The sequence below is a fragment of the Alteromonas sp. B31-7 genome, assembly GCF_015767655.1.
Classification (GTDB): domain Bacteria; phylum Pseudomonadota; class Gammaproteobacteria; order Enterobacterales; family Alteromonadaceae; genus Alteromonas; species Alteromonas australica.
The window spans coordinates 1,566,315-1,592,640 of the sequence record NZ_CP065233.1 but is presented as its reverse complement, the minus strand read 5'-3'; the positions used below and the strand labels follow the sequence as shown (position 1 = coordinate 1,592,640).

General features: G+C 45.3%; 26 protein-coding genes. 10 read left to right on the top strand and 16 right to left on the bottom strand.

The window, feature by feature from the left end:
* Positions 1-24 precede the first annotated feature (24 nt).
* Positions 25-2,832 (top strand): XrtA/PEP-CTERM system TPR-repeat protein PrsT, encoded by a 2,808-nt coding sequence (prsT, locus tag IUA53_RS06750; protein WP_196898835.1) that lies wholly within the window; start codon positions 25-27, stop codon positions 2,830-2,832.
* Positions 2,833-2,893: 61 nt separating this feature from the next.
* Here prsT and clpB read toward each other — a convergent pair whose 3' ends face one another.
* The 3 genes from clpB to rluD all read right to left on the bottom strand — a co-directional run bounded on the left by clpB (position 2,894) and on the right by rluD (position 7,294).
* Positions 2,894-5,470, bottom strand: a complete 2,577-nt coding sequence (gene clpB, locus IUA53_RS06745) for an ATP-dependent chaperone ClpB (protein ID WP_044057518.1) — start codon at positions 5,468-5,470, stop codon at positions 2,894-2,896.
* Between the two features lie 100 nt (positions 5,471-5,570).
* Positions 5,571-6,308 carry a peptidoglycan editing factor PgeF gene (gene pgeF, locus IUA53_RS06740; protein ID WP_044447952.1) on the bottom strand — a complete coding sequence of 246 codons (738 nt, stop codon included), beginning with the start codon at positions 6,306-6,308 and terminating at the stop codon, positions 5,571-5,573.
* A gap of 5 nt (positions 6,309-6,313) precedes the next feature.
* The gene (gene rluD / locus IUA53_RS06735; protein WP_044057520.1) at positions 6,314-7,294 is read right to left on the bottom strand and encodes a 23S rRNA pseudouridine(1911/1915/1917) synthase RluD; all 981 of its coding nucleotides are present in this window, start codon (positions 7,292-7,294) and stop codon (positions 6,314-6,316) included.
* Between the two features lie 169 nt (positions 7,295-7,463).
* Between rluD and IUA53_RS06730 the strand changes: the two genes are divergently transcribed.
* Entirely contained in the window at positions 7,464-8,231 is a 768-nt protein-coding gene (locus IUA53_RS06730) for an outer membrane protein assembly factor BamD (RefSeq protein ID WP_044057521.1), read from the top strand.
* A gap of 58 nt (positions 8,232-8,289) precedes the next feature.
* Here IUA53_RS06730 and IUA53_RS06725 read toward each other — a convergent pair whose 3' ends face one another.
* The 3 genes from IUA53_RS06725 to IUA53_RS06715 all read right to left on the bottom strand — a co-directional run bounded on the left by IUA53_RS06725 (position 8,290) and on the right by IUA53_RS06715 (position 10,411).
* A complete protein-coding gene (locus tag IUA53_RS06725; RefSeq protein ID WP_044447954.1) occupies positions 8,290-9,078 on the bottom strand; it encodes a ChrR family anti-sigma-E factor in 789 nt (262 codons plus the stop codon).
* An 8-nt stretch (positions 9,079-9,086) separates the two neighbouring features.
* Entirely contained in the window at positions 9,087-9,698 is a 612-nt protein-coding gene (locus IUA53_RS06720; protein ID WP_044057523.1) for a sigma-70 family RNA polymerase sigma factor, read from the bottom strand.
* A 137-nt stretch (positions 9,699-9,835) separates the two neighbouring features.
* The gene (locus tag IUA53_RS06715; protein ID WP_044057524.1) at positions 9,836-10,411 is read right to left on the bottom strand and encodes an LON peptidase substrate-binding domain-containing protein; all 576 of its coding nucleotides are present in this window, start codon (positions 10,409-10,411) and stop codon (positions 9,836-9,838) included.
* 333 nt (positions 10,412-10,744) lie between these two features.
* Here IUA53_RS06715 and IUA53_RS06710 point away from each other — a divergent pair, with 333 nt between their 5' ends.
* The 5 genes from IUA53_RS06710 to IUA53_RS06690 are packed head-to-tail and all read left to right on the top strand — an operon-like array spanning position 10,745 to position 15,170.
* Entirely contained in the window at positions 10,745-11,176 is a 432-nt protein-coding gene (locus tag IUA53_RS06710) for a nuclear transport factor 2 family protein (RefSeq protein WP_044449620.1), read from the top strand.
* On the top strand, positions 11,173-11,889 hold the full coding sequence (locus IUA53_RS06705) for an SDR family NAD(P)-dependent oxidoreductase (protein ID WP_044447956.1): 717 nt from the start codon (positions 11,173-11,175) through the stop codon (positions 11,887-11,889). The genes IUA53_RS06710 and IUA53_RS06705 overlap by 4 nt, the downstream gene beginning before the upstream one ends.
* A 29-nt stretch (positions 11,890-11,918) precedes the next feature.
* On the top strand, positions 11,919-13,181 hold the full coding sequence (locus IUA53_RS06700) for an NAD(P)/FAD-dependent oxidoreductase (RefSeq protein ID WP_044447958.1): 1,263 nt from the start codon (positions 11,919-11,921) through the stop codon (positions 13,179-13,181).
* Complete coding sequence (locus IUA53_RS06695; protein WP_044447960.1) at positions 13,181-13,903, top strand: DUF1365 domain-containing protein; 723 nt, start codon at positions 13,181-13,183, stop codon at positions 13,901-13,903. Before IUA53_RS06700 ends, IUA53_RS06695 begins: the two co-directional genes overlap by 1 nt.
* Positions 13,904-13,916: 13 nt before the next feature.
* Positions 13,917-15,170, top strand: a complete 1,254-nt coding sequence (locus IUA53_RS06690; RefSeq protein WP_196898833.1) for an SAM-dependent methyltransferase — start codon at positions 13,917-13,919, stop codon at positions 15,168-15,170.
* 46 nt (positions 15,171-15,216) lie between these two features.
* On the opposite strand, the gene IUA53_RS06685 is transcribed toward IUA53_RS06690, so the two are convergent.
* The gene (locus tag IUA53_RS06685; RefSeq protein ID WP_044057530.1) at positions 15,217-16,146 is read right to left on the bottom strand and encodes a flagellar motor protein MotB; all 930 of its coding nucleotides are present in this window, start codon (positions 16,144-16,146) and stop codon (positions 15,217-15,219) included.
* Complete coding sequence (gene pomA / locus IUA53_RS06680) at positions 16,146-16,910, bottom strand: flagellar motor protein PomA (RefSeq protein WP_044057531.1); 765 nt, start codon at positions 16,908-16,910, stop codon at positions 16,146-16,148. The genes IUA53_RS06685 and pomA overlap by 1 nt, the downstream gene beginning before the upstream one ends.
* A gap of 262 nt (positions 16,911-17,172) precedes the next feature.
* Here pomA and IUA53_RS06675 point away from each other — a divergent pair, with 262 nt between their 5' ends.
* From IUA53_RS06675 to dxs, 3 genes are read left to right on the top strand one after another with little or no spacing between them, the layout of a single operon-like run.
* Positions 17,173-17,415: an exodeoxyribonuclease VII small subunit gene (locus IUA53_RS06675; RefSeq protein WP_044447962.1), complete on the top strand. Its 243-nt coding sequence runs from the start codon at positions 17,173-17,175 to the stop codon at positions 17,413-17,415.
* Positions 17,416-17,446: 31 nt separating this feature from the next.
* Positions 17,447-18,337, top strand: a complete 891-nt coding sequence (locus IUA53_RS06670; RefSeq protein WP_044447964.1) for a farnesyl diphosphate synthase — start codon at positions 17,447-17,449, stop codon at positions 18,335-18,337.
* A gap of 33 nt (positions 18,338-18,370) precedes the next feature.
* Positions 18,371-20,248: a 1-deoxy-D-xylulose-5-phosphate synthase gene (dxs, locus tag IUA53_RS06665; RefSeq protein WP_044447966.1), complete on the top strand. Its 1,878-nt coding sequence runs from the start codon at positions 18,371-18,373 to the stop codon at positions 20,246-20,248.
* A gap of 117 nt (positions 20,249-20,365) precedes the next feature.
* Here the strand turns inward: dxs and IUA53_RS06660 are convergent, their stop codons facing one another.
* The 8 genes from IUA53_RS06660 to nrdR form a co-directional block, all read right to left on the bottom strand.
* Positions 20,366-20,866: a phosphatidylglycerophosphatase A family protein gene (locus tag IUA53_RS06660; protein ID WP_044057535.1), complete on the bottom strand. Its 501-nt coding sequence runs from the start codon at positions 20,864-20,866 to the stop codon at positions 20,366-20,368.
* Positions 20,866-21,831 carry a thiamine-phosphate kinase gene (thiL, locus tag IUA53_RS06655; RefSeq protein WP_044057536.1) on the bottom strand — a complete coding sequence of 322 codons (966 nt, stop codon included), beginning with the start codon at positions 21,829-21,831 and terminating at the stop codon, positions 20,866-20,868. Before thiL ends, IUA53_RS06660 begins: the two co-directional genes overlap by 1 nt.
* A 48-nt stretch (positions 21,832-21,879) precedes the next feature.
* Complete coding sequence (nusB, locus tag IUA53_RS06650; RefSeq protein ID WP_044057537.1) at positions 21,880-22,302, bottom strand: transcription antitermination factor NusB; 423 nt, start codon at positions 22,300-22,302, stop codon at positions 21,880-21,882.
* 12 nt (positions 22,303-22,314) lie between these two features.
* Positions 22,315-22,788, bottom strand: coding sequence for a 6,7-dimethyl-8-ribityllumazine synthase (ribH, locus tag IUA53_RS06645; protein WP_013783365.1), 474 nt, complete (start codon positions 22,786-22,788; stop codon positions 22,315-22,317).
* A gap of 110 nt (positions 22,789-22,898) precedes the next feature.
* Positions 22,899-23,999 (bottom strand): bifunctional 3,4-dihydroxy-2-butanone-4-phosphate synthase/GTP cyclohydrolase II, encoded by a 1,101-nt coding sequence (gene ribBA / locus IUA53_RS06640; protein WP_044057538.1) that lies wholly within the window; start codon positions 23,997-23,999, stop codon positions 22,899-22,901.
* Positions 24,000-24,019: 20 nt separating this feature from the next.
* The gene (locus tag IUA53_RS06635) at positions 24,020-24,682 is read right to left on the bottom strand and encodes a riboflavin synthase (RefSeq protein WP_196898831.1); all 663 of its coding nucleotides are present in this window, start codon (positions 24,680-24,682) and stop codon (positions 24,020-24,022) included.
* Positions 24,683-24,698: 16 nt separating this feature from the next.
* Positions 24,699-25,820, bottom strand: a complete 1,122-nt coding sequence (gene ribD, locus IUA53_RS06630; RefSeq protein ID WP_196898829.1) for a bifunctional diaminohydroxyphosphoribosylaminopyrimidine deaminase/5-amino-6-(5-phosphoribosylamino)uracil reductase RibD — start codon at positions 25,818-25,820, stop codon at positions 24,699-24,701.
* A gap of 14 nt (positions 25,821-25,834) precedes the next feature.
* Entirely contained in the window at positions 25,835-26,284 is a 450-nt protein-coding gene (gene nrdR / locus IUA53_RS06625; RefSeq protein ID WP_044057541.1) for a transcriptional regulator NrdR, read from the bottom strand.
* Positions 26,285-26,326: the final 42 nt, after the last annotated feature.

Genomic DNA, 26,326 nt, shown 5'->3' with positions numbered 1-26,326 from the left:
GTGTTCAGTGGGATAGTTGTACTTATGCTAGGATTGAAAAAATTGGGATTGGTTAAAAGTGCGATCATTGGCACTCTGCTATTGGGGGCCAGCTTCAATAGTTTAGCCACCACTTCGGAAGATTACGAGAAAGCGCTTCGCGCCTACAATGTCAGCGAGTACGATGAAGCCTATATTCACTTAAAAAATAGCTTACAAAAAGACCCCGAAAACCTCGCAGCAAAAATTTTGATGGGCAGGATCCTGCTGATTAACGGCTACCTTGTTGCCGCAGAACAAGAATTTACCGAAGCCCTTTCTATGGGTGCTGATATCAACCTGCTGGCCGAACCCTTAGGGAATACTTGGCTATTTCTTAATAAATACAAAGATATCACCGAATTTAATCAAACAGAAAAATTAAGTGGCGAGAACAAACGTGATTGGTTGCAAATTACGGCCACGGCTTGTGTGCGGTTAGAAGATTTATTTTGTGCTAAGAGTGAATACTCAAAAATCCTAAATGACTACCCAACTCATGTGCCAGCGATGAATGGATTAGCCTCTATTGCGCTTCAACAAGATAACCCGGATTTGGCGCGCAATTATATTAGCCGCGCAGAAGCCATCGATAGCGAAAATGCCATAACGTGGCGTCTGAAAGGACAATTGGCCTACTTAGAAGGCGACACGCAATCTGCCACCGAATTTCTTCAACAAGCGCTTACGTTTAACCGGGAAGATCCCATTGCTCTGCGAAACCTCGTGGATTTGTACCTTCAGGCAAAAGACTACGATAGAGCTAGGCTTTTTGTGGCTGAGATTATTGAAGATACACCAAACGACCCTTTAGCCATTCTATTGAATAGCTGGCTAGAAAGTAGGCAGGCAGAGGAAATCATTGATAATGAGAAACTAGAGCAACTGAATGAGTTTATGGCACAACTCTCTCCTGAACTCATAGCATCTCAACCTATGTTGCTTTATATCAGCGGGTTAACAAACTTTTTTAACAACAATATGGAAAAGGCAGCAAAGGATTTCAGTTCGTACTTGCAGCAAGAAAGCGATGATATTCAAGCAGTCATGATGTTGTCGCAAGTGTATCTCGCCACACAACAGTATAAACAAGCCCTTATTTTGCTAGAAAAGCATCAAACTGCGCTATTAGAAAACCCTGAGTCTGCGTTAATACTAGGCGATTTGTTCATCCGTCAGAACAAAGCATTTAAAGCTGAACGCTTACTGCAACGCTTAGAACTTCGTTACCCAGACAACCCCAAGCTTCAGCTATTTAAAATAAAACTGATGGCTGCAAGAGGAAAGCAACAAGAAGCCTTAGCCATTTTGGACAATAGCTTCGAGCAAAACAAAGGCAATTCTTCATTTTTGTTTGCCTATTCACTCATGCATCTACAAGCTCAAGATTTCGAAAAATCGCTACTTGGCGCACGGCTATTAACAGAAATGTTCCCAGATGAAGCTGAAGTTTATAATCTTCAAGCAGGAATACTGATTCGTCAGGGCAAGCTTGAAGAGGCAAAACAGGCGATAGAAAAAGCCCTATCGTTAAACCCCACCCATTTTCCCGCAAAATTTAACTTAGCTGCCACCTACAGCCGCCTTGGCGATATCGATAGGTCAAATACCTTAGTGGAAGAATTACTCACGCTGTCTCCACAGCATATTGAGACACTACTACTAAAAGCCTTCAATGCCTCAAGGCTAGGGCAAAATAACGAGGCTAAACAGCTGTATCTCGATATTCTCGTGATAAGCCCAGCCAACGTAGCAGCGCGCCAGCGGTTAGTGACCATGTATCAAAACGAAGGGGACCTATCCACTGCACTCTACCATTTAGACAGATTGCTGAAAGATAACTTTGATAACCCTGACTACTTACTCGATAAAGCCTCAATTCAAATTAGCATGCGGCTACAAAATGAAGCGCAGAAAACCCTCAACATTGTGCAAAACTTCATTGCAGGTGACGCACCGCGTTTGGTTAAGTTCAGTAACTTAAACTTGCAGTTGGGTAACGATGAACAGGCATTAGACGCTATTCGCGAGGCCCAGAAATCGGCCCCTAATAGTAACTTTATTGCACTTTCAAGGGTACGCCTGCTGCTTCAACTTGATAAGCTGTCAGAAGCAGAAGCCTTGTTAAACACATTGGCTGGAAAGCAAAAGGATAACCCTAATTATTGGCACCTAAAGGGGCAGTGGTTATCTGCTACCGACAAAGATGATGAAGCGATAGACGCTTACCGAAAAGCCATAGCGTTAGATCCTCGTTACGCTCAGCCCTTTATCGCCTTATACAACTACGCGCTGCAAGCCTCTTACGTTGACATTTTTATATCAGAAGCCAGAGCCATCTCACAGTCAGACCCGTCGAATTTGCTTGCAAGGAACTTGTTAGCCCAGTACCTGTTTTTCACCCGCAACTTTGACGAAGCCATGCCCATGTACGCCGCATTAGTGGAAGAGCCGAATTTGCTTAATCCAGCGCAAGCGTATAATCGGTTAGCGATTATGGCACTGGAAGACTCTTTAGAAGACGCTGCGGCCTATATTACTAAAGCGTATGCGTTATCACCCACAAGTCCAGACGTACTGGATACCTATGGCTGGGTTAAAGCGCAGCAAGGTGCCTATGAGGAAAGCTTGAAATTGCTACGCGATGCCTTTTCACGTAACGCTAAAAACCCCAATATTCGCTATCACCTTGGCTATACCCTCGCGAAAATGGGCCGAATAGAAGAAGCCAAAGAAGAATTAGACTTTGCAGTGAATATTGAACGGCCATTTTTTATGCGCCCACAAGCTCAAGCATTACTTGATAGTTTATAAACAAAAAAGGCCTTCAAAATGAAGGCCTTTTTCATTATATGACAGCTTCATCTAGTAAGGTCTATTGATTTAAGACCGTTAATTCGTCTCCATCAACATCAATGCGTATGGTGGATTCAGGCAATAAATGCCCCGCTAGCAGCTGTTGCGCCAAGGGGTTTTCAATATGTACTTGAATAGCCCGTTTAAGTGGCCGCGCGCCAAACACAGGGTCGAAACCCGCTTCGGCTAATTTATCCATAGCGGCTCCCGACAGTGTCAGTTTGTAGCCTTTATCAGCTAACCGGGCGCGAAGGGAGGCCAATTGAATTTTAGCAATGGACTTAATTTGATCCTTACCCAAGGGATGAAATACAACAATGTCATCTACTCGGTTAATAAATTCGGGCCTAAAGTGTTGGCCTACCACTCCCATTACGGCATTTTTCATTTCGTCATACTGGCTTTCATTGTGCTTATCTTGAATCACATCAGAGCCAAGGTTTGATGTCATGATAACCACGGTATTCTTGAAATCCACCGTTCTGCCTTGACCGTCAGTCAGCCTTCCATCGTCGAGGACTTGAAGCAAAATGTTAAACACATCTGGGTGTGCCTTTTCTACTTCATCTAGCAAAATAACCGAGTAAGGCTTTCTTCTTACCGCTTCCGTTAAATAGCCCCCTTCTTCGTAGCCAACATAACCGGGAGGCGCGCCGACCAAACGCGCGACAGAATGCTTTTCCATAAACTCCGACATATCGATACGGATCATGGCATCTTCGGTATCAAACATGAAACCGGCTAACGCTTTACATAACTCGGTTTTTCCCACACCGGTTGGGCCAAGAAACAAGAATGAACCAATCGGGCGGTTTGGATCTGCTAACCCTGCTCGGGAACGACGAATGGCATTTGAAACCGACTGTACTGCTTCGCTTTGACCCACAACGCGTTTATGAAGCACATCCTCCATTTTAAGCAGCTTATCACGTTCTCCTTCCAACATTTTTGACACCGGAATACCCGTCCAGCGAGAGAGCACATCAGCAATTTCCACATCAGTCACTTTATTTTTCACCAACTGTGTTTCTACTGTTTCGCCTTCTGACGCCCTTTCCAACTTAGCTTCTAACTCAGGAATGCGTCCGTATTGCAATTCGGACATGCGATTTAAATCTGAAGCACGCCGCGCTATTTCCAAATCGAGTTTCGCTTGCTCTAGCTCAGACTTGATGGTTTGGGTGCCCTGCATCGCTTCTTTTTCTTTCAGCCATACCTTTTCCAGCTCGCCATATTTAGTTTCAGCTTGCTCACGTTCTAGCTCAATCATTTCAAGCCGCTTATGACTCGCATCGTCGGTTTCTTTCGCTAGTGCCTGCTCTTCCAGCTTCAATTGAATGATACGACGTTCTAACCGGTCCATATCCTCAGGCTTCGAGTCTATTTGTAAGCGTATGCTTGATGCCGCCTCGTCGATAAGATCAATAGCCTTATCCGGTAATTGACGGTCGCTAATATATCTGTGTGACAAACTCGCTGCCGCCACTATCGCTGGGTCTGTAATATCCACCGAATGATGTAACTCGTAACGTTCTTTCAAACCACGCAAAATAGCGATGGTGTCTTCTACGCTGGGCTCTTCTACTAAGACTTTTTGAAAGCGTCGCTCAAGTGCCGCATCCTTTTCAATATATTGACGATATTCGTCCAGCGTTGTTGCACCTACGCAGTGAAGCTCTCCTCGCGCCAATGCTGGCTTGAGCATATTACCGGCGTCCATCGCGCCATCGCCTTTGCCAGCGCCAACCATGGTGTGCAATTCGTCAACAAACAGAATCACCCTGCCTTCTTCTTTGGCCAGTTCGTTAAGCACCGCTTTTAACCGCTCTTCAAATTCACCACGGTATTTTGCACCGGCGACTAATGCCCCCATATCTAAAGATAAAACACGCTTATTTTTAAGTCCTTCAGGCACTTCACCATTAATAATTCTTTGAGCCAACCCTTCTACGATAGCCGTTTTACCTACCCCCGGTTCACCGATGAGCACAGGGTTATTTTTCGTTCTACGCTGTAACACTTGTACCGTACGACGTATTTCTTCATCACGGCCTATTACCGGGTCTAATTTACCCTGCTCAGCTCGTTCAGTAAGGTCGGTGGTATACTTTTCCAACGCTTGGCGTACATCTTCAGCGTTAGGATCGGTGACCTTTTGCCCGCCGCGCATCTCGTCGATTGCGGTCTCAATCGCTTTTTGTGTGATATTGAGCTGTTTTAAGATTTGTCCAAGCTTACCGTTGTCCTGAAGCGCAGCCAGAACAAAAATCTCAGAGGTGATGTAATCATCTTTTCGTTGTTGGGTAATTTTGTCGCAAAGATTCAGTAAAATACCACTCTCTTTACTTAGTTGAATATCTCCGCCAATACCCTCCACCCGCGGCAAACGTTCTATTGCTTCACTTAGCGCAGAGCGCAGTGCATTCACATTCACTTTGGCTTGGTCTAAAACAGGGCGTACAGAGCCACCTTGCTGATTCAGCATGGCAGACATCAAGTGTACTGGCTCTATATATTGGTGGTCTCGTCCTAGCGCCAACGATTGGGCATCAGAAATAGCGAGTTGGAATTTGCTGGTAAATCTGTCTAAACGCATCGTTATACCCCGAAAAGATCTTCATTTCCTATATTCTATTTATGGTATCTGATCAGGAACGATTCAAGTGGAAGATGAAAAAGTTACCCTCCCCTTTGATTTAGCGCAAACCTATCACGCTTACAATACGTCCTGTAGGCGCATCTCCCGTGTGGGTAGCACGGCGGTGAGAATAAAATTGCTGAGGGTTACAGTAGGTACACAACTGACTATTGAACACTGAGTGTACCCCTAAGGCTGCAAGTTGGTGCTGCGCAACCTGAGGTAAATCTAACTGAAATTTATTTGCCCGCTTTCCACTCACGACTGCTTTTGGTACACCTTGAAACTTGTGGGCCAGGGTTTCATCAACTTCGTAGCATTGCTGGCATATGGCCGGCCCAATCCACGCTGTTAATTCGTGAGCAGGCGCATTAAATTCAGCAATGCATTGGCGAATAATGTTCGTATGAAGTCCTTTCCAACCCGCGTGAACTGCCGCGACTTGTCGTCCTTGTTTATCACAAAGCAAAACAGGCACACAGTCAGCTGTCATGACCGCACAAAAGTGCGCAGGGTGACTGGAAATAGCGGCATCTGCAACGAGTGGCTCACCTTTAGGCGTCGATACATCGTTGAGATGAATAACGGTGTTACCATGAACTTGCTGCAGCCAAACAATGTTATCGGCATGGGGTAAACGCTTGCGATTATTCGCCACTACTACAGGGTCATCCCCCACATGGTCGCCTACATTGCAATTCCCGTAGGTGCCCTTGCTATCGCCTATTGTTCGGGTTGAACAATAGGCAATTACCCCTTCAGGGAGGGGCCAATCGGGAAGAATAACGCAACTCATTTTATCTAATCAAAATCTGGATTAGCGAGAGAGTCTTCCCTTACCGACGCTAATAAGTGCTGCATATCAGCGGGCAAAGGCGCTTTCCAAGTCATCCATTCTTCCGTTTCAGGGTGAAACAGTGACAACTGTGCAGCATGAAGTGCCTGGCGTTGAAACCCTCTTAGAGTATCAATAAATTCATCCGACGCCCCTTTAGGAAGGCGAGGACGACCACCATAAACAGGATCACCTAACAGTGGATGCTTTATGTAAGCCATATGCACACGGATTTGGTGAGTTCGACCTGTTTCAAGCTTAAGTCTTAAGTGGGTATAAGCACGGAATTTTTCAATTACTCGATAATGGGTGGTGGCAGGTTTACCCATTTCCCTAACTGCCATATGAGTACGTTTGGTGGCATGCCTGCCAATAGGCGCATCTACCACGCCACCCGCAACCATGGTTCCCAATGCAATAGCCTCATATTCCCGGCTCATCACTCTGTGTTGAAGTTGATCGACTAAGTGGGTTTGCGCTGGTAAGGTTTTCGCCACAACCATAAGCCCTGTCGTATCTTTATCCAGACGATGAACTATCCCTGCTCGAGGGACTTTATCAATGTCAGGAACATGATTTAACAAGGCATTCAGCACCGTGCCACTAGGATTACCGGCCCCAGGATGTACTACTAAGTCAGCGGGTTTATTGATAACAAGAATATGCTCGTCTTCATAAACGATATCTAAAGCGATATCTTGCGGCTTGCTGGTAACTTGAATATCGATTTCCGCGTTAACGGTAACCCTTTCTTCAATCTGCATTTTGTGGCGAGGAACGGTAATTACCTCGCCATCAACAGCAACATTCCCATCTTGAATCCAAGTTTTTAGCTTAGAACGTGAATATTCAGGGAACAAATCAGCCAAAACCTGATCTAACCGTAAGCCAAAGTGCTCGGGCCCGGTTGTTGCGTCTAATTGTATTGTGTTTTCCGACTGTGTCATAACACCAATGATTAAATGTAAAAAGGGTATTATAACAAGCTTTCTATCGGTACACTGCGTTGTTTATTAAATTGTATGGTTTTTCTCACCGCGAGTACGTTAGAATACAAAAAATACGAGCTTAGACAGCGAAGTCATCCACACTGTTTAGCAGGAAACTAGAATTATTATGAAATCATTTCGTTTACTAGCCCCAGTAGTATTGGGTGCTATGGTGTCAGTTGCAGGTTGTAGCTCCTCTGCCGACAATGAAGAAAAAGCCGTTTTGGCTAATATGGGCGCGCAGCAATTGTACGAGCGTGCTAAACAAAGTATGGAAGTAGGAAACTTTAGTGCCGCTGCTCAAACCCTAAGCGCACTAGATTCTCGCTATCCATTTGGTCCCCTTTCACATCAAGTTCAATTAGATCTGATTTACAGCTATTACAAATCAGGTAAGAATGAAGAAACCATTGCCACCATCGACAGGTTTATTCGATTAAACCCGAACCATTCTGATGTGGACTATGCATACTACATGCGCGGCCTGACCAACATGGAGGCCGACAGTAACTTGTTTCAAGAACTGATGAATATCGATCGTACCGATCGTGACCCTTCTATGTCTCGTGAAGCGTTCGAAGATTTTAGACGACTTATTCAACAATATCCTGAAAGTAAATATGCGGTCGATGCCCGCAAACGTATGTTGCATATTAAAGATCGTTTAGCACGATACGAAATTGCGATTGCCCGTTTTTACATGCGCAGACAAGCATACGTAGCCGCGGCAAATCGTGGGCGCTACGTTCTTGAGCACTTCCCTGATACGACTCAAGTTCAACAAGCGCTGGAAATCATGGTGTCTAGCTATGAGCAGTTAGGGTTAGATGAACTTCGTGAAAACGCATTAAAGACGTTGCGTTTAAACTATCCTGATAGCGAATACATTAGCTAAGCAGTAAACATACAAAAAAGCGCACTTTGAAGTGCGCTTTTTTTTGGGAAAAATAAGGTTATCGAAAGAATAGATGACTAAAGGGATTTAATAACCGCGCGATGCCCGACGTAAAATGTAATGGTTGATCGACAATACTGAATACAAGACAGCCATCTTTGGCATCTGCCCGTGGCGTATGTGTATTTTGGCCGTCCATGAAGATAAAATCGCCGGTGTCGTATTTATTCAGGCCATCACTAAATTCACCATCAATAACCAATGTATATTCTGTGCCTCTGTGTGTGTGTTCTGGCACACTTCCACCTTGACCCATAAATATAAAGTTAGCAACGCCTTGATTACCTAAATCTACCGGTGCTTGCCAAAGTTTTCCAACCAAACTAGACCAGTTACCGGTTTTACCCACATATCGTCGTAAGGTTCGGGGAACAGTAAAAACTCGGCCATCTAATTCAATTTTATGCGTATCAGCTTCAGACCCAGAAGACACGTTAGCTGGGCTGCGGGTGCCCCGTGACTGATTCTTGCCATCCACTGACTTCGCATCTGGCATTTGAATAATATTCGCTAACATGTTGTCAAACATGGAGGAAGACGACACTAGGGAACTTGTTGAGTAACTTGGGGAAGCGTCAGCGAATGAAAACCCACTTGCCTCTTCTCTAGCTGGAAGCAGGTTTTCTTCAAACAGTTCAGATGCCAGTCGTTCAGTTTCAACCTCTACCACACGCTGACACAAAGGGCACATGTCACAATGCGCCGATACCATAATCGAGACGGCTGGTGATAAACTGCCTTCAACAAAATTAACCAGTTGCTGATTGCTTGGGTGAAACCTAATCATCTACTTTCTTATTCACTGTCGTGTAACATACCTTTAAGGCGTTGCAAGGCCAATCGAGTTCGCGATTTAACGGTACCTAAAGGAATCTCTAATTCGTCTGCAACTTCTTGCTGTGATTTACCGTCTATGTATATTGATTCGATCACGGCTTGCTGCTTACTTGGCAACGCTTCGAACAAATGACCAATTTGCTCTAATGTCACTTGTTCGTCAAGAGGGGCCTCGTTCAAGTCAGCAGTTTGCTCGCAAAGCACTGGCCACAAATCGTCTGAACACACATCTTCTTTACGATTCTGTAGCTTTCGTAACATGTCGAAACGAATGTTACGTGCAATGGTGAAAATCCACGTAGAAGGCGAACCTTTTTCAGCGTTAAATAAGTGCGCTTTCTGCCAAACATTCGACATAGTGTCTTGCACTAACTCCATCGCTAAAGCTTCGTTGCCCATTTGTTTAAGAGCATAAGAACGTAAGCGAGGTGCGAAGTAATTGAATACGCGAGAAAATGAACGCTTACATCGTTTGTCAGCTACAGCGACAAGGTAATCCGACATTTCTACTGCACATTCTTTAGGCTTAATGGCACTGTTGCTTTGTTCCAATGGAATTCCAACTAACATATGATTCGTCCGTTTTTCCGATTTGGTTAGTTTATTCTACGGATAAACTAAGAAAACTGTTCGTCATTTTCGGCTAAATCTCATTACATTTATGTAATGTAAATTAAACGTCGTTTTCTTCACTAAAGAGACCCTTCTTATGGGACCAATGCATTGAGGTAATTTAGCAGTTTCGAACAATCATTATGTTGTAAGAATTGCTGCTTTAGCCCGCCATCTACTGGCAAAAGCTCTAACCAGCGTCGCAGCACCCATAAAGGGTCATTGAATCGCGGGTTGTCGTATAAGCCAGAGATATCCTCATACTTCGCAAAAATCTCTTTAAGACGCTCATCCATAGGCGCAATTTTTTTGGGGTCAATATCCTCAGGCCAATCTGACAGCGACGTACATTGACCTAGTCGAAGCCCGTCTGACTCTGAGGTTATATTCGACACCTCTACAAGATGAGAACCAGCAACCTTTATGCCAAGCAACCCATCATCCATTAAATCGAAATCGACCACATGCGCAAATGTGCCAATGGGATAAATGTGTTCGTTCGCACTTTTATCGCCTTTTGCATTGAGCATACACATAACAAAGCCAGTGTTTTCGGCGCATGCCTGCTTAACCATTCGAATATAACGAGGCTCAAAAATACGCAAATACATTCTCCCTTCAGGAAGAAGATGCGCGGAAAGCGGAAATAAAGGTACCTGTGATTGGCTCATAACAACCTAACTCTTAAACACTAAGACCACTACGGCAGTGTGAAGATATTGGATCGCATGAGAAAGAATTTCACACTTTAGTAAGAAGCGAATGATCCTTGCAGGAATGAAAACGGTAAAAAATCACGTTAAGGTATGTAATTCAGCAGCTTGTCTCACAAACGTTAAACCAACGCCAAGCTCGCCATAAAAACATTTAAATAATAAGTACGCGAAATTTTACCGAAAAAGCAGCGCTCCTTGCTTGGACGGGTAGAAAATTTGCACCCTAAAGAAAGTTTCACGTGCATTGTAACTGGGTTGTCACCCACGCTTTGTGAAAACAGGACTAAAATGAATGTAATCGACCGTTTCTGTCATATTTACTCAGACATCACGCAATTTAGCCCAGATGACTTGGCCACTATATATGGACGTGATGTGGTATTTATCGACCCCATTACTACCCATAAGGGTATTGATGACGTAAAGCGGTACTTTGAAAATTTACTTGGCCAGGCGCAAAGCTGCAAATTTGATATATCTGCCATTTTGCCTACAACAGATAATGATGCCGGTGTGACGCACTGTGTAAGTTGGACCATGCACCTTACGCTGAAAACCGGTAACAAGTACATTAACGTTGATGGTATCACTCAACTCAAAGTGGTTGACGATATTATTGTCTATCACAAAGACTATTATGACTTAGGTGAAATGGTTTATGAGCATATTCCTCTATTGGGGTATTTTGTAAAGAAAATAAAAACAAGGCTAGCCAAATGAAAAAGATGCTCATCACAGGCGCCACATCAGGCATAGGAAAAGCGCTCGCTATCTATGCTGCAGACAAGGGATACCAGGTTATCGCATGTGGCAGAAATGAAGAGGCGTTAAATACGTTGTCTAAGCATCGAAGTATTACTTCCCTTAAATTTGACGTGGCCTCAGAAGAAGAAACTGCCGCCGCCCTAGGCCAAATCACTTGTGATATTGCCGTGCTCAACGCTGGTACCTGTGAATACGTTGACATAGACAGCTTTGAACCGGCCATGTTTAGACGGGTTTTTGAACCGAATTTTTTTGGTGTTATTCATTGTGTTAACGGCTTACTTCCACAATTGCAGAAAGGCAACAAGCTGGTCATTGTGGACAGTATGGCACGTTTACTTCCGTTTACACGAACGCAAGCCTACGGCGCAAGTAAAGCGGCGTTGCACTACTTCACCAAGAGTCTAGAGGTTGACCTACATGATAAAGGCATTGTCGTTCAGGCAGTTTCACCAGGATTCGTAGAAACCCCGCTGACTGATAAAAACGATTTTGATATGCCAATGAAAATTTCTTCTGAAGAGGCTGCAAAAGCCATGTTGAAAGGCATAGAAAGCCATAAACAAACCGTATTCTTTCCACGCGTCTTCGGGTTGATGTTGCGGTTTATGCATGTGCTACCGCAGTCTATTCAGAAACGATTGTCGTTGTCGATGCGAGAAAAATAGTCGTACCTCATTACAAGAGAATAATAAAAATGAAAAAAAGAATAGCCATTGTCGGCACAGGGATTTCAGGGCTAACCACTGCTTACCTTCTTAATCAAGAGCACGACATTATTGTGTATGAGGAGAATGACTATATTGGCGGCCATACTGCCACCAAAAAAGTACAAGAAAGCGGCAATACCTTAAATATTGATACCGGATTTATTGTGTTTAATGATTGGACATACCCCAATTTTATCGCGTTGATGAATAAGCTTGGCGTTGATTACCAACCTACAGAAATGAGCTTTTCTGTTACCAGTGAAAAAGCAAACTTAGAATATAATGGTAATACGTTAAACAGCTTGTTCGCGCAAAGACGGAATATTTTACGTCCTCGGTTTTGGCGTATCATTGGCGACATTCTAACCTTCAATAAAGCGTGTAAGCGTATGGTGGCAAAGAAGCGCGACACCGAAGGCTTAACCCTAAACGATATTATTGAAGAACTAGGTTTAAGCGACGACTTCGCCCGCTATTACATTTTACCCATGTGCGCTGCTATATGGTCGGCCACGTTGGCGCAAACTCGACAATTCCCGCTTACGTTCTTCCTTCAGTTTTTTAACAACCACGGCTTACTAAACATTAACGACAGACCGCAATGGTACACAATTAAAGGCGGGTCCAATCAATACATCCCGCCACTGACCGCCAGTTTCAAAGATAAAATCAAGCTATCGTGCGGTGTACAATCGGTGGATAAAAAAGAGGAGTATTGGTTTGTTAAAGATAAACAAGGTAATACAGAGCGCTTTGATGAAGTGGTGCTTGCGTGTCACAGTGACCAAGCCCTTCGGATGTTAGGTTCACCCTCCCCCGCCCAGCAGGAAATTCTGAGCGCCATTCCCTACGCCGCCAATGATGTGATACTGCACAAAGATAAAGATCAGTTACCGAAACGTAAACTCGCGTGGGCCAGTTGGAATTACAGGCTCAATGATGAAGCTAATGAAGAGCAACAGCCGGCGTCAGTGACGTACAACATGAATATTTTGCAAAAACTCGATGCGAAAAATGAGTATTGCGTCACCCTGAATAAAAACGACATCACCGCGTCAGATATCATTGGCCAATATAGCTACGCACATCCTCAGTACAGCGAAGCAATGGTTAAAGCTCAGCAACGTAGGCTGGAAATATGCGGCCAAGACGGCCTGCATTTTTGCGGCGCTTATTGGTACAGCGGGTTTCATGAAGACGGTGTAAAAAGCGCCCTTGATGTGTGCGCACGGTTTGGAGCGCGCTTGTAATGGAGAGTGCACTTTATCAAGGTAAGGTGTACCACCAGCGCTTTTTGCCCACTCAGCATAAGTTTGACTATGACATCTACTTATTCTGGCTTCAGTTAGATGAGATAGACGAATTAAACACGCAACTGACACACTTTTCTTCTCGGTCACGTGCTCGAGTGCGATTTAAACGCAGCGATTATTTAGGCCCCAGCGACATTCCGTTGTCTTGTGCGGTAAGGCAAAAAATGACCTCCTTAGGCGCAAAGCTCACAGATGGTGATGTTTTTATGCTTGGCCAATTAAGGATGTGGGGGCTGTATTTCAGCCCTGTTAATTTTTACTATTTGCGAAGCCCACAAGGCGCATTTACCTATTTGTTAGCCGAAGTAAGCAATACGCCGTGGAACCAACGGCATTACTACTTGGTAGACTTACACACCCAAGACGATACGAAAAAAGCGTTCCATGTTTCGCCTTTTAACCCCATGGATATGACGTATCAGTGGCAAATTTCGCAACCTGATGCCACATTAAAACTGACTATGAATTGCGTGCGCGAAGACAAAGAGTTTAGCGCGGGCATCAGTTTGTCTCGTTTAACATTAGATAATGCGAATCTAAGGCAGGCAATGAAACGTATACCTAGCATGACAATAAAAACCATGCTTGGTATTTATTGGCAAGCTTTGAAACTGTTAATAAAGCGCACGCCCTTGTATGACCATCCGGAAAAGAGTTAGGAATAATAACAACATGTCTTTTGGTGAATCTGTACTTATAGATACTGAACAAGCGTCAGTGATAGATAAAATGTGTCGTAGCGTATTTTTACGCTGCTTAGATAAGTTACCCCTCGGTGCATTAACCATTTTAGAAAATGGACATAAAGTGGCCCAATTTGGTCTTCCGGATGACACGCTACAGGCAAACGTGAACATTCTGTCTATCAAAGCCTACCGCCAGTTGTTACTAGGCGGCAGCGTGGGAGCGGGTGAAGCATTTATGGATGGGCTTTGGGACAGCGACGATGTCACTGCTGTGGTTCAAATTTTCGCGCGTAATTTACCCACCCTTGATAAATGGGAAAACAAATTCAAGTGGCTTTCTATGCCACTGTTAAAGTTACAGCATTTCACCAATCGCAACACGCAGTCACAAGCGAAAAAGAACATTGAAGCTCACTATGATTTGGGCAATAAACTTTATACCCGTTTTTTAGACCCCACCATGATGTATTCATCGGCAATTTATCCTGACCCCACGGCGAGCCTTCATGAAGCGCAAAACAATAAGCTCAAAACCATTTGCGATAAGTTGAAATTAACCGAGCACGACCACCTACTAGAAATAGGTACAGGCTGGGGCGGCCTTGCCGTATTTGCCGCCAAACATTATGGGTGTAAGGTGACCACTACGACCATATCGGAAGAGCAACATGCATGGGCTCAGCAGTGGATTGAAAAAGAACAGCTAACGTCGAATATAACCTTATTGAAAAAAGACTACCGCCTACTCGAAGGTAAGTTCGACAAGTTAGTGTCCATTGAAATGATTGAAGCCGTAGGCAAAGACTACTTGGGTAATTTCTTTGAGAAATGTTCGTCACTGCTTAAAGATAACGGTTTAATGTTATTGCAGTCGATTACTATTGATGACAGACGTTACGACAGCTATGCCAATAGTGTCGATTTTATACAGAAATACATATTCCCAGGTGGCTTTTTGCCTTCACAATATCAATTAAATGCCCACCTTAAACGTCACACAAACATGATGATTCGCGACTTGCACGATATAGGGTTAGATTATGCCTACACGCTGAATCATTGGTACCAGGCATTTATTTCGGCAAAAGAAGCCCTATTGAAAGACGGCTACGATGAACGGTTTGTTAGAATGTGGACCTACTATTTAAAATACTGCGAAGGGGGGTTCTTAGAGCGAACCATAAGTACAGTGCAATTAGTGATTGCTAAACCTCACCATCGCGACATGTTACATCGCTAATCCAGATAGGTGAATGCCAAAGCCTCTATCGGTGAGAGACAAACGGTTATTCGTCCACCACCGATATAGGTTTAGATAACATGGGTTTGCCCTGATTAATATTAATTTCCACACGGCGATTTCGTGCTCTATCAAGGGGCGAAGTTGCATCAGGAACAATAGGCTGGGTGTCCGCCTTACCCACAACAGACATTCGGCTTTCGTCAAAACCTGAGACAACCCTCATTGTTTCTGCCACCGCAACCGCTCGCTGAGATGACAAATCCCAATTCGAGCGATATAGCTCGTTGGCAATATGCTGGCCATCACTGTGGCCCGAAATTTCTATTTCCCCAGGCACATCAGCAAGCAACTCACCAATTTTTCGCACAATAGGCTTAAATTGTGGCTGTAAGAATGCTGAACCTGCTGAAAATGATCCGTTTTCGCGGATACGAATAGTGATTTGTTGCCCCAAAGACTCCATTTCGATTGAGCCATCGAGTATTTGTTTTTCCAACTGCTGAGCAATTTTCTTCATCAGCTCAGCGGTTTCATTTTGTTCCGCCGCTTGTTCTGCGGAGGAAGACTGATCGGTTGCCGTTTGCTGCGACTGCCCCCCTCGCTGTTCACCCCGTTGCTTTTGCCGCCCGCCAGCAGAGTCTTCATCACCGGCTTGGAATTCTAGCATTTGCTGGGTCATATCAATGGTTTGCTGCTGAATGGTATCTATGGGTGATGGATCAGGCTTGCCCGGTCTAAATTCCATAGCAATAACACTGGTGCCCTTGGGAATATCTTTAACTTCTATTTTATTTTGCACACCAAAGGCAAACTTCATCGAACCGGCGATTTGTTTAAACTTAAGCACATCCATCTCTGAGAACGACAACAAAAGTACAAAAAAGCACATTAGAAGAGACATAAGGTCAGCAAAGGTGCCCATCCAGGCGGGCAGCCCTTCCGGCGGGCATTTGGGGCACTCTTGCTCAGCCATTACTCGTCCTCAGTTCCTGTATTGCGTTTACTCGCCGCTAGGTAGTTCTTGAGCATACCTTCAATAACTCGAGGATTCTGTCCATCAGCAATGCCTACGATGCCATCCAGTACCAGCATTTGGTTAAGTTTTTCTTCTTGAGCACGGTTGTTAAGCTTTACTGACATAGGCAAACAAATGATGTTCGCCATAAAGGCACCGTAAAGTGTGGTTAACAAAGCAACTGCCATTGCGGGGCCAATAGATTTTGGGTCATCCATGTTCGATAGCATGGCGACCAAACCAATGAGTGTACCTATCATTCCCATTGCCGGGGCAACATCGCCCATCCCCTTAAAGATGGTCGCACCAAATTCGTGTCGGTCTGTGGTCATGCTGATGTCTTTCGCCAGTGTATCTCGCACGACTTCGATGTCGTGTCCGTCCACCAGCATATCAACGCCTTTTTGCATAAAAGGGTTGTCAATCTCGGCTTCCTCAAGCGCCAGAAAGCCCCCTTTTCTTGCGGCGTCGGCCATCTCAACAATTTTTTCAATCAACTCTTCTGGGGAGTCAATCTTAAACATGAATGCTTTACCGGCAATTTTACCTGCGCCGAAAAATTGCCCCATGGTGTATTGAGATAAAATTACGAACAATGTGCCGCCAAAAACAATCAAAATTGAAGGGACATTGACGAACATACTTATGCTGCCGCCCATTACCATGGCCATTACCACGAAACCTATGGCGCCCAACATACCTATGACGGTTGCTAAATCCACTCACTCTTCCTCATTTGTTGCTTTTATAGCTGACGCATAACGACTATGGCTATTCTATCGGCATGTTCAAAAAATTCTATAATAAGAATATCTTAAAATCCGTAATTTTGTTTTTTTAGATAGTAGAACCTTTTCACCCATCTCGCACCTAATTGCTGAGCTTCTTTATATCGTCATTAGGATAGAGTTTTCATTTGACCCTTTGGCAACCCTCAGTTAATGTGCGCGTAATCCGAATAATCACCGCATATCGAGTACTATCGTGACAGAAAAGAAAGATTCTCCCTCATTTGAAGAAACATTAAGTGAACTGGACGCCATTGTATCAGAAATGGAAAACGGTGATTTACCGCTAGAGGTTGCACTAGAAAAGTTTGAGCGAGGCGTTGCCCTGTCACGTTTGGGCCAGCAATCATTAGAACAAGCTGAGCAAAAAGTGAAGATCCTTGTTAATGAGCAAGGCGAAAATCAGCTTCACACTCTGCCAGAAAACGAGCAGCCCTAACGTTACTCGCTTATCTTAATACAGGAACCCTATGAACTTTACTGCATTGCATCAGCAAATTAAGCTGCAAACTGATGCCGCATTAGTCACGCTCATTGATGCGCTACCCAATCATGCTCCTCGCCTGAAGGCCGCTATGCACCATTCCCTTCTTGCGGGGGGTAAGCGCATGCGCCCCTTGTTAGTTCAACTAGTGGGAAATGCGCTGGATGTGCCCAAGAAAGACCAAATGGCGATTAGCATGGCCATCGAGTGCGTACACGCGTATTCACTGGTTCACGATGATTTGCCAGCCATGGACGACGATGATTTACGTCGGGGGCAGCCGACTTGCCATATCGCCTTTGATGAGGCCACCGCTATTTTGGCCGGTGACGCACTGCAAGCACTAGCATTCAGCCATTTAGCCGATACACCATTGAGCGATTTCGCGCATAGCCGCCGTGCGAATCTATTGTCAGTGTTAGCCCAAGCCGCTGGGTATATGGGCATGTGCGGTGGCCAAGCCATCGATTTAGCCAGTACAGGCAAAAGCATAGATTTAACCCAGCTACGTGAACTCCACAAATTGAAAACGGGCGCATTGCTTCAGGCATGCGTTGAAATGACCTGCCTAGTCGCAAGCGATCTTGACGACCACACCAAAGATAGCTTGCTAAGCTATGCCAGACTTATTGGCCTCGCTTTTCAGGTGCAGGATGATATTCTTGATGTCGAAGGCAGCAGTGAACAACTTGGCAAACCTGCGGGTTCTGATATCGCCTTAGGTAAAAATACCTTTCCGGCAAAGCTCGGGTTGGAGGGTGCCAAAGCGGAACTAGGCAAGCTGCACGAGAATGCACTTCAAGCCTTAGCCAGTTTGCCCTACAATACAGACAGTTTAATTGCATTTAGCGAGCTGTTGGTTAATAGAAACCACTAGTTCTGCCTCCATGTTGAAAAAAGATAATAAATAATGAGTTTAGATCTCCAACATTACCCCACGCTTGCACTTGCGCAGACGCCGGAAAAACTACGCCAACTACCGCAAGAAAAATTGCGTCTGTTGGCCGACGAATTACGTGAGTACTTACTTAATAGCGTAAGTCAGACCAGTGGACATTTCGCCTCTGGTTTAGGCACGGTAGAACTGACGGTTGCACTGCATTACATCTACCATACTCCCTTCGACCGATTAATTTGGGATGTGGGTCACCAAGCCTACCCCCATAAAATACTCACCGGCCGTGCCGAGCAAATGTCGACTATCCGCCAAAAAGATGGGCTTCATCCCTTTCCTTGGCCGCCAGAAAGCGATTACGACACCTTTGCAGTGGGGCATTCTTCTACCTCAATAAGCGCAGCCCTAGGCATGGCAGTAGCGGCGGAAAAAGAAGGGCAAAACAGAAAGGTGGTCGCCGTTATTGGCGATGGAGCCATGACCGCTGGTATGGCATTTGAAGCACTTAATCACGCTGGCGATATCAAAAAAGACATGGTTGTGGTTTTAAATGACAACGAAATGTCTATTTCCGAAAACGTAGGGGCGCTAAACAGCCACTTAGCACGGTTACTAACGGGGAATTTATTTAACTCTATTCGCGACGGCGGTAAAAAACTGCTCAGCAATGTGCCCCCCATTAAAGAGTTTGCTAGCCGAGCGGAAGAACACATTAAGGGCATGGTGGTACCAGGCACTATTTTTGAAGAGTTAGGGTTTAATTATATTGGTCCTATTGACGGACATGATGTTAACGGCGTAGTCGATACCCTTCGCAATATGCGAAAATTCGAAGGGCCGCAGCTTCTTCATGTAGTGACCAAAAAAGGGAAAGGTTACCCGTCTGCCGAAAAAGACCCAATCAAATTCCATGCTGTCCCTAAATTTAACCCTGCTGATAATGCGCTACCTAAGTCGAAGCCATCGTCACCGACGTTTTCAACAATATTTGGGCAATGGCTTTGCGATATGGCCGCACAAGACCCTAAACTCATGGCCGTGACACCCGCCATGCGGGAAGGCTCAGGTATGGTGGCGTTTTCTCAACAATACCCCGAGCAATACTTTGATGTAGCGATTGCTGAGCAACACGCAGTGACCTTCGCTGCAGGTTTAGCCAGAGACGGCCTAAATCCTGTTGTAGCGATTTACTCTACCTTTTTACAACGGGCTTACGACCAGCTTATTCATGATGTTGCGCTGCAAGACCTTCCCGTGCTTTTCGCCATTGACAGAGCCGGAATTGTGGGCGCCGACGGCCCTACTCACCAAGGCGCGTTTGATATTGCGTTTCTTCGCTGTATACCGAACATGATCATCATGACGCCGGCTGACGAAAACGAATGTCGACAAATGTTATACACCGGCCACAAGCTGCAAAAACCAGCTGCAGTTCGCTACCCTCGTGGTGCCGGTATGGGTATTGAGCCAGAAACATCGATGACCGCCATGGCGCTAGGGAAGTCACGTGTTTGTCACCAAGCTACAAATGACGCTGGCAAAAAAATCGCCATATTAAACTTTGGTACTTTGCTTCCTTACGCGTTGGAAGCTGCCAAAGCTGCTAATGCAACAGTGATCGATATGCGCTTTGTAAAGCCACTCGACGACGAGGCAGTTGTACAAGCAGCACACGCGCACGATGTACTTGTTACCTTAGAAGACGGCTGTATAGCTGGTGGCGCAGGCAGCGCTGTAAATGAGTGCTTGCAGCAACAAGGCATACTCAAGCCACTTCGTATGCTTGGTCTACCGGATAGTTTTATACTGCAAGGCACACAAGAGGAAATGTACAAAGAGCATGGATTAGATGCCGCTGGCATATCCGCAGTGATTGATTCGCTAAAAGGGTAAGCTCAACGCTCACCCTATTAAATACATCGGCAAACAAAAAGGCCGCAACAGAACCTGTTGCGGCCTTTTCTATGTCTGGCAGGTGCTTAACGCCATACGCTAAGTTAGCCTATGACATTAAAAAATGAGCAACACCGCAGGCCATAAATGAATAACTAAATGCATACAGACACACGTCATTATCCCGGCGATAATATCGTCTAACATGATACCTGTTCCCCCATGCATACGTTTATCTACCACGCCAATTGGCCAAGGTTTTAAGATATCGAACAAACGGAACAACAAGAAACCGATGAGTAAAGTCGGCGCGGTGATGGGCACAAAAAGAAAGCTAATAAACATACCTGCTACTTCGTCCCATACAATAGAGCCATGGTCATGCACTTGCATGTCGTCAGCGGTTTTACCACAGAGATAAATACCCACTACGCTGGCAACCAAGGTAAAGGTGATAAATAACGCAACAGGTAAATTGGCACTGAAATAAATAAGTGGGACGGCAGCAAGAGACCCAAAGGTACCTGGCATAAACGGCACAAGGCCACTACCAAAACCCAGTGCTAAAAAGTGCACTGGATTTCTCATGCTGACTCTAGCGCGATATTCTTTTTGCATTAGAAATTGTGCTCATAGCCTTTGTCACGTTTTGGCGTGTAAGGTTTCTCGCCCTTAAACAAAGACAAGTTACTCGAATGGCCTGATAGCTGCCCAATGCAGGTAGCTTTAACGTTGGTGCTGGCCAAAGAGGTTTCTAAATTGCCTTTCTGTTCTTCACTGACGGTAAAGATAAGTTCGTAATCATCACCTGCACTTAAGGCATACTCTATCGCCGTATCGTTATCTACAGCACTGGTGATAGCACGTGACAAAGGAAGTCTGTCCACATGAATATTGGCCCCGCAGCCAGACGCGGTCAGAATATGATTGAGATCGGAAAGTAACCCATCTGAAATATCAATACACGATGTGGCAATACGGCGCAAAGCAGTGCCTACGGCGACACGCGGTGTTGGGAAGTAATGACGATTAATCAGCACATCTCGCGCTTCGCCCTTCACTTCTAACGTGTTTTGCAAAATATCCAACCCTGCGCCTGCGTCGCCTAACGTGCCTGTCACGTAAACCCAGTCTCCGGGGTTCGCGCCACTGCGGGTTAACTCAGACCCTGGAGGAATGAACCCTTGGGCCGTAATGGTCATCGACATGGGGCCTTTCACAGTATCGCCACCAATAAGCTGTACAGAATAATACTGCGTTAGCTCGTACAGCCCATCGACGAACTCCGCTAACCAGTCTTCTTTCACTTCGGGTAATGAAAGCGACAAACTGATCCATGCGGGCTCTGCCCCCATAGCCGCTAAATCACTTAAGTTAACGGCGACGGTTTTATACGCCACCGATTTAGCAGGTGCATCAGATAAGAAATGTACGCCACCGACGAGGGTGTCAGTGGTCACGGCGAGTTGTTGATTTTCTGGCACCTTGGTTACGGCACAGTCATCACCAATGCCAATGATCACATCTTTGCGTTTGTAGCCGCCATTAGAAAAATAGCGGCCGATTAGGTCAAATTCTTTCACGGTAATGGGTAAAGCCCTTTGGTGACAGTGGCTGTCACTGGCACACGATTAATTGCGTTCGTCTTTACGTAAAGTGCGAACCGCTTTATCTAATGCGCCATTAATAAACTTATGACTCTCTTCGGCACCAAATGCCTTAGCAAGTTCAATGGCTTCATTAATAATAACGCGATACGGTACATCCATACGCTCTGTCAGTTCCAGCGTAGCAATGCGTAAAATAGCCTTTTCAATGGCATCAAGCTCTTCAGGTAAACGACCTAAATACGGCTTAATGGTTGTGTCTAAATGGCTTGCATTGTGAGCGACACCACGAAGCAATGCCTGAAAATAGGCCATATCCACTTTTTGCATATCATTGCTTGTGGCTAAAGCTAACTCTACTTGCTGAATGTCGTTATGACTCATTTGCCATGAATATACACCCTGAAGGGCAAGTTCACGGGCTTTACGACGAGCTGAAACTTTCACGTATTTTTTACCTTAAAGCTTTTCAACAGCATCAATAACGTTAACCATTTCAAGTGCACCAAGGGCAGCTTCTGCGCCTTTGTTACCTGCTTTGGTTCCAGAACGTTCGATAGCCTGTTCAATAGAATCTGTAGTGATAACGCCGAATGAAACCGGTACACCATACTCTAGCGATACTTGTGCTAGGCCCTTGTTGCACTCACCGGCAACAAAGTCAAAATGAGGCGTGCCGCCACGAATTACTGCACCTAATGCAATAATGGCATCAAAAGATTTTTTCTCAGCAAGTTTCTTAGCAACAATAGGCAACTCATAGGCACCGGGAACACGAACCACTGTGATATCGTCTTCATTCACTTCACCATGACGGTCTAGTGTGTCTAACGCGCCTTCTAATAAACTTTCAACTACGAAGCTATTAAAGCGAGCAACAACAATGGCAATTTTCTTACCCGTTGCTCTGATGTTACCTTCAACTACTTGCATGATTTTATTCCTCGAGAAAAACGGCGCGAAGTATACCACAACCGCGCCCAAACTAAATCGATTGTTTCTTTAACTTCAACTATTCGTAAACGGGTACTTTCGCACTCGCGCTAGTCGTGTACGTACTCAACCACTTCAAGACCGTAGCCTGACAATGCATGGTACTTGATAGGTTTACTGAGTAAGCGCATCTTTTGAACGCCCATAGAGACGAGAATTTGGCTTCCCACCCCAATAGTGCGAGAAGACCCCTGCCAATCGGCTCCGGCTGGACGTTCCCCTCGGTCTTCAGCGGCAAAGCGGCGTACCTGATGTTCAATATGCTCTTCTTTACCTAATAGCACCAATACCCCGCCCTCTTCTGCAATCTTACGCATGCCATCAGCCAAAGTCATCGAGCGATGAATACCACGGGTAGAGCCAAGTAGATCACTAAACGTATTGTGAAGATGTACGCGCACTAATGTAGGGTTGTCTTCCGTCACTTCACCATTTTTGAGGGCAAAGTGTAATTGGTTGTCAATGCTGTCTTTAAATGTATGCAGTTCGAAATCACCATATTCTGTGGGTAAGTGACACTGCGCCACTTTTTCGATAGTGGTTTCATTTAAATTTCTGTACTCAATTAAATCCGCGATGGTACCGATCTTAAGATCGTGTTTTTCCGCAAACTTTTCAAGCTCAGGGCGACGTGCCATTGAACCATCTTCATTGAGAATTTCTACGATGACACCAGCAGGCTCTAACCCTGCTAAACGGGGTAAGTCTACGCCAGCTTCGGTATGTCCCGCGCGGTTTAAAACCCCGCCTTCTTTCGCAATCAGTGGAAAGATATGCCCAGGTTGAACAATATCAGACGCTTTGGCTTCCTTAGCCACCGCCGCTTTAATGGTAACTGCGCGATCTGCCGCCGAAATTCCCGTGGTCACACCCGTAGCAGCTTCAATAGAGACGGTAAAGTTAGTTGAAAACTGCGCTTCATTTTTATCTACCATTAGCGGTAGATTTAACCGTCTACAACGATCTTCGGTCATAGGGAGGCATACTAAGCCCCGAGCATGGGTAACCATAAAATTAATGGCCTCTGGCGTAACGTGCTCAGCGGCCATGATGAGATCGCCTTCGTTCTCACGATCTTCATCATCCATCAGGATCACCATTTTGCCCTGACGAATATCTTCGATTATTTCTTGTGTGGTGTTAAATGCCATAGTGTGTGCTTCTTGTAGGGTTATCTCTTTAAAAATCCATTTTCTGCTAAAAACGCCATATCAATACCTTTGGTATCGGTAGACGCTGCGCTGTCGCCCATCATTAAGCGTTCTAGGTATCGCGCAATTACATCAACTTCTAAATTGACCCGCGTGCCCACTTTATAGGTACTCATGATGGTTTCTTGTAATGTGTGTGGGATTATCCACAGCATGAATTCTGCGCCACTCACTTCATTCACGGTCAGGCTTATACCATCAACCGTGATACTGCCTTTGTGTGCAATGTATTTTGCTAATGATGTTGGTGCTTTTACCCAAAATTCAATGTAATCGGTGTGTTTAATTATCTTGCTAATTTCGCCAACACCGTCCACGTGACCAGACACAATGTGCCCACCTAGTCTATCGGTAGGACGCATGGCCTTTTCTAAATTCACTTTGGACCCAGTGCCATAGTGAGCAAACCCGGTCAGCTTTATCGTTTCGGCTGAAACATCGGCACAATAGTAGTCGGATCCCATCTCGGTCACCGTTAAACACACGCCATTGGTGGCTATGCTGTCACCTAGCGAGACATCAGACATATCTAAGGTCGGGGAAGACACGGTAAGTCGAATGTCGTTACCACGGTTATCTAACTTGGTAATGGTGCCTAGGGATTCGATAATTCCAGTAAACATAGTGTTCCTCGCGGCGCTATAACGCGCTGTTGTTCACGCGATAACGCAATTTTAAATCTTCACCAACGTGACGGGACTCCAGTAAAGTCAGCGAAACAGCTTGGTCAATGGCGGTAAATTGGGGCAAAGATACCATACTTCTTGCTTGGTCACCCAGCAGCATAGGTGCTTGATAACAAATAAACTCATCTACCTCGCCAGCCTCAAATAATGCACCACTCAGCCCTGGTCCTGCCTCTACCCATACCTCATTGAACTGCATAGCGCCTAGTTGCAACATTAGGTGATTGAGATCAACCTTATTGTTTTTTGCGTTAACTTTAAGGTAATGCCCTTGCTTGGTATCTGCATGGTGTAAGGTAGAGGCTACGTATGTAGGGAACCCATCGTTGAAGCATTGGTAATGGCTGGCTAACCGAGACTGACCATCCACAATAACACGCACGGGCTGGCGAAGTGTATCAAGGGGATAGGCTGAGAGTTTAGCTTCACTTGGACGCACCAATAAACTGGGGTTGTCGGCCTCTACCGTGCCTGAGCCTGTCAATACTGCACAGCTTTGTGCGCGGTATTTCTGCACGTCTTGGCGTGCTTCTGGCCCTGTAATCCATTGACTCACCCCGTTTTTTAACGCAATTTTACCGTCTAAGCTAATACCTTGCTTCACCCGAACATAAGGTTTGCCGGTTAGCATTCGCTTTACAAACCCTGGGTTTAACGCACCGGCCTCGGCAGACATTACATCAGAAGTGACTTCAATTCCGGCATTTTGAAGTTTGCGGATCCCGTTGCCACTCACATTTGGGTTTGGATCAGTCATCGCAATCACCACACGCTTTACCTGAGCATGGATTAGCGCTTCGGCACAGGGGGGCGTTCTACCGAAATGACTACAGGGCTCTAACGTCACGTATGCCGTCGCCCCTTTAGCAAGGTCACCTGCTTGTTTTAGGGCATGAACTTCAGCATGAGGTGTTCCCGCTTTGAGATGGGCACCTTCACCCACACAGTGATTGTCTGGTGAGACAATGACGCATCCCACTCTAGGGTTAGGTGACGTAGTGTATAAACCACGTTGGGCAAGACGAATGGCTTTTGCCATCCAATAGTAATCTTGATTGATTGTAGAAGTGTCCACGGCGTATCCTGTGGTTAATCTCCTAGTCTGGCAATTTCCTCACCAAATTCTCGGATATCTTCAAACGAGCGATAAACAGAAGCGAATCTCACGTAAGCCACTTTATCCAGCTCTTTTAACGCTTTCATTATTAAGTTTCCGAGTAGCTCACTGGCCACTTCTCGCTCTCCGGTCGCTCTAAGTTGAGATTTTAATGAAAGCACACATTGCTCAACTTTTTCCGTGCTAACCGGGCGTTTTTCTAGTGCGCGCTGTAACCCCGCACGTAACTTATCTTCGTTGAAAGGTTCACGTGAACCATCACGCTTAATCACGCGAGGCATCACTAATTCAGCACTTTCAAACGTGGTAAAACGTTCGTGACAAACAACACATTCACGGCGTCTGCGCACTTGCTGCCCCTCAGCAACTAAGCGAGAATCAATCACTTTTGTTTCTTGCTCTGAGCAAAAAGGACAAAACATAACACTTCCTAAAACAACCGCGCACCCACCTATTGAGGTCGA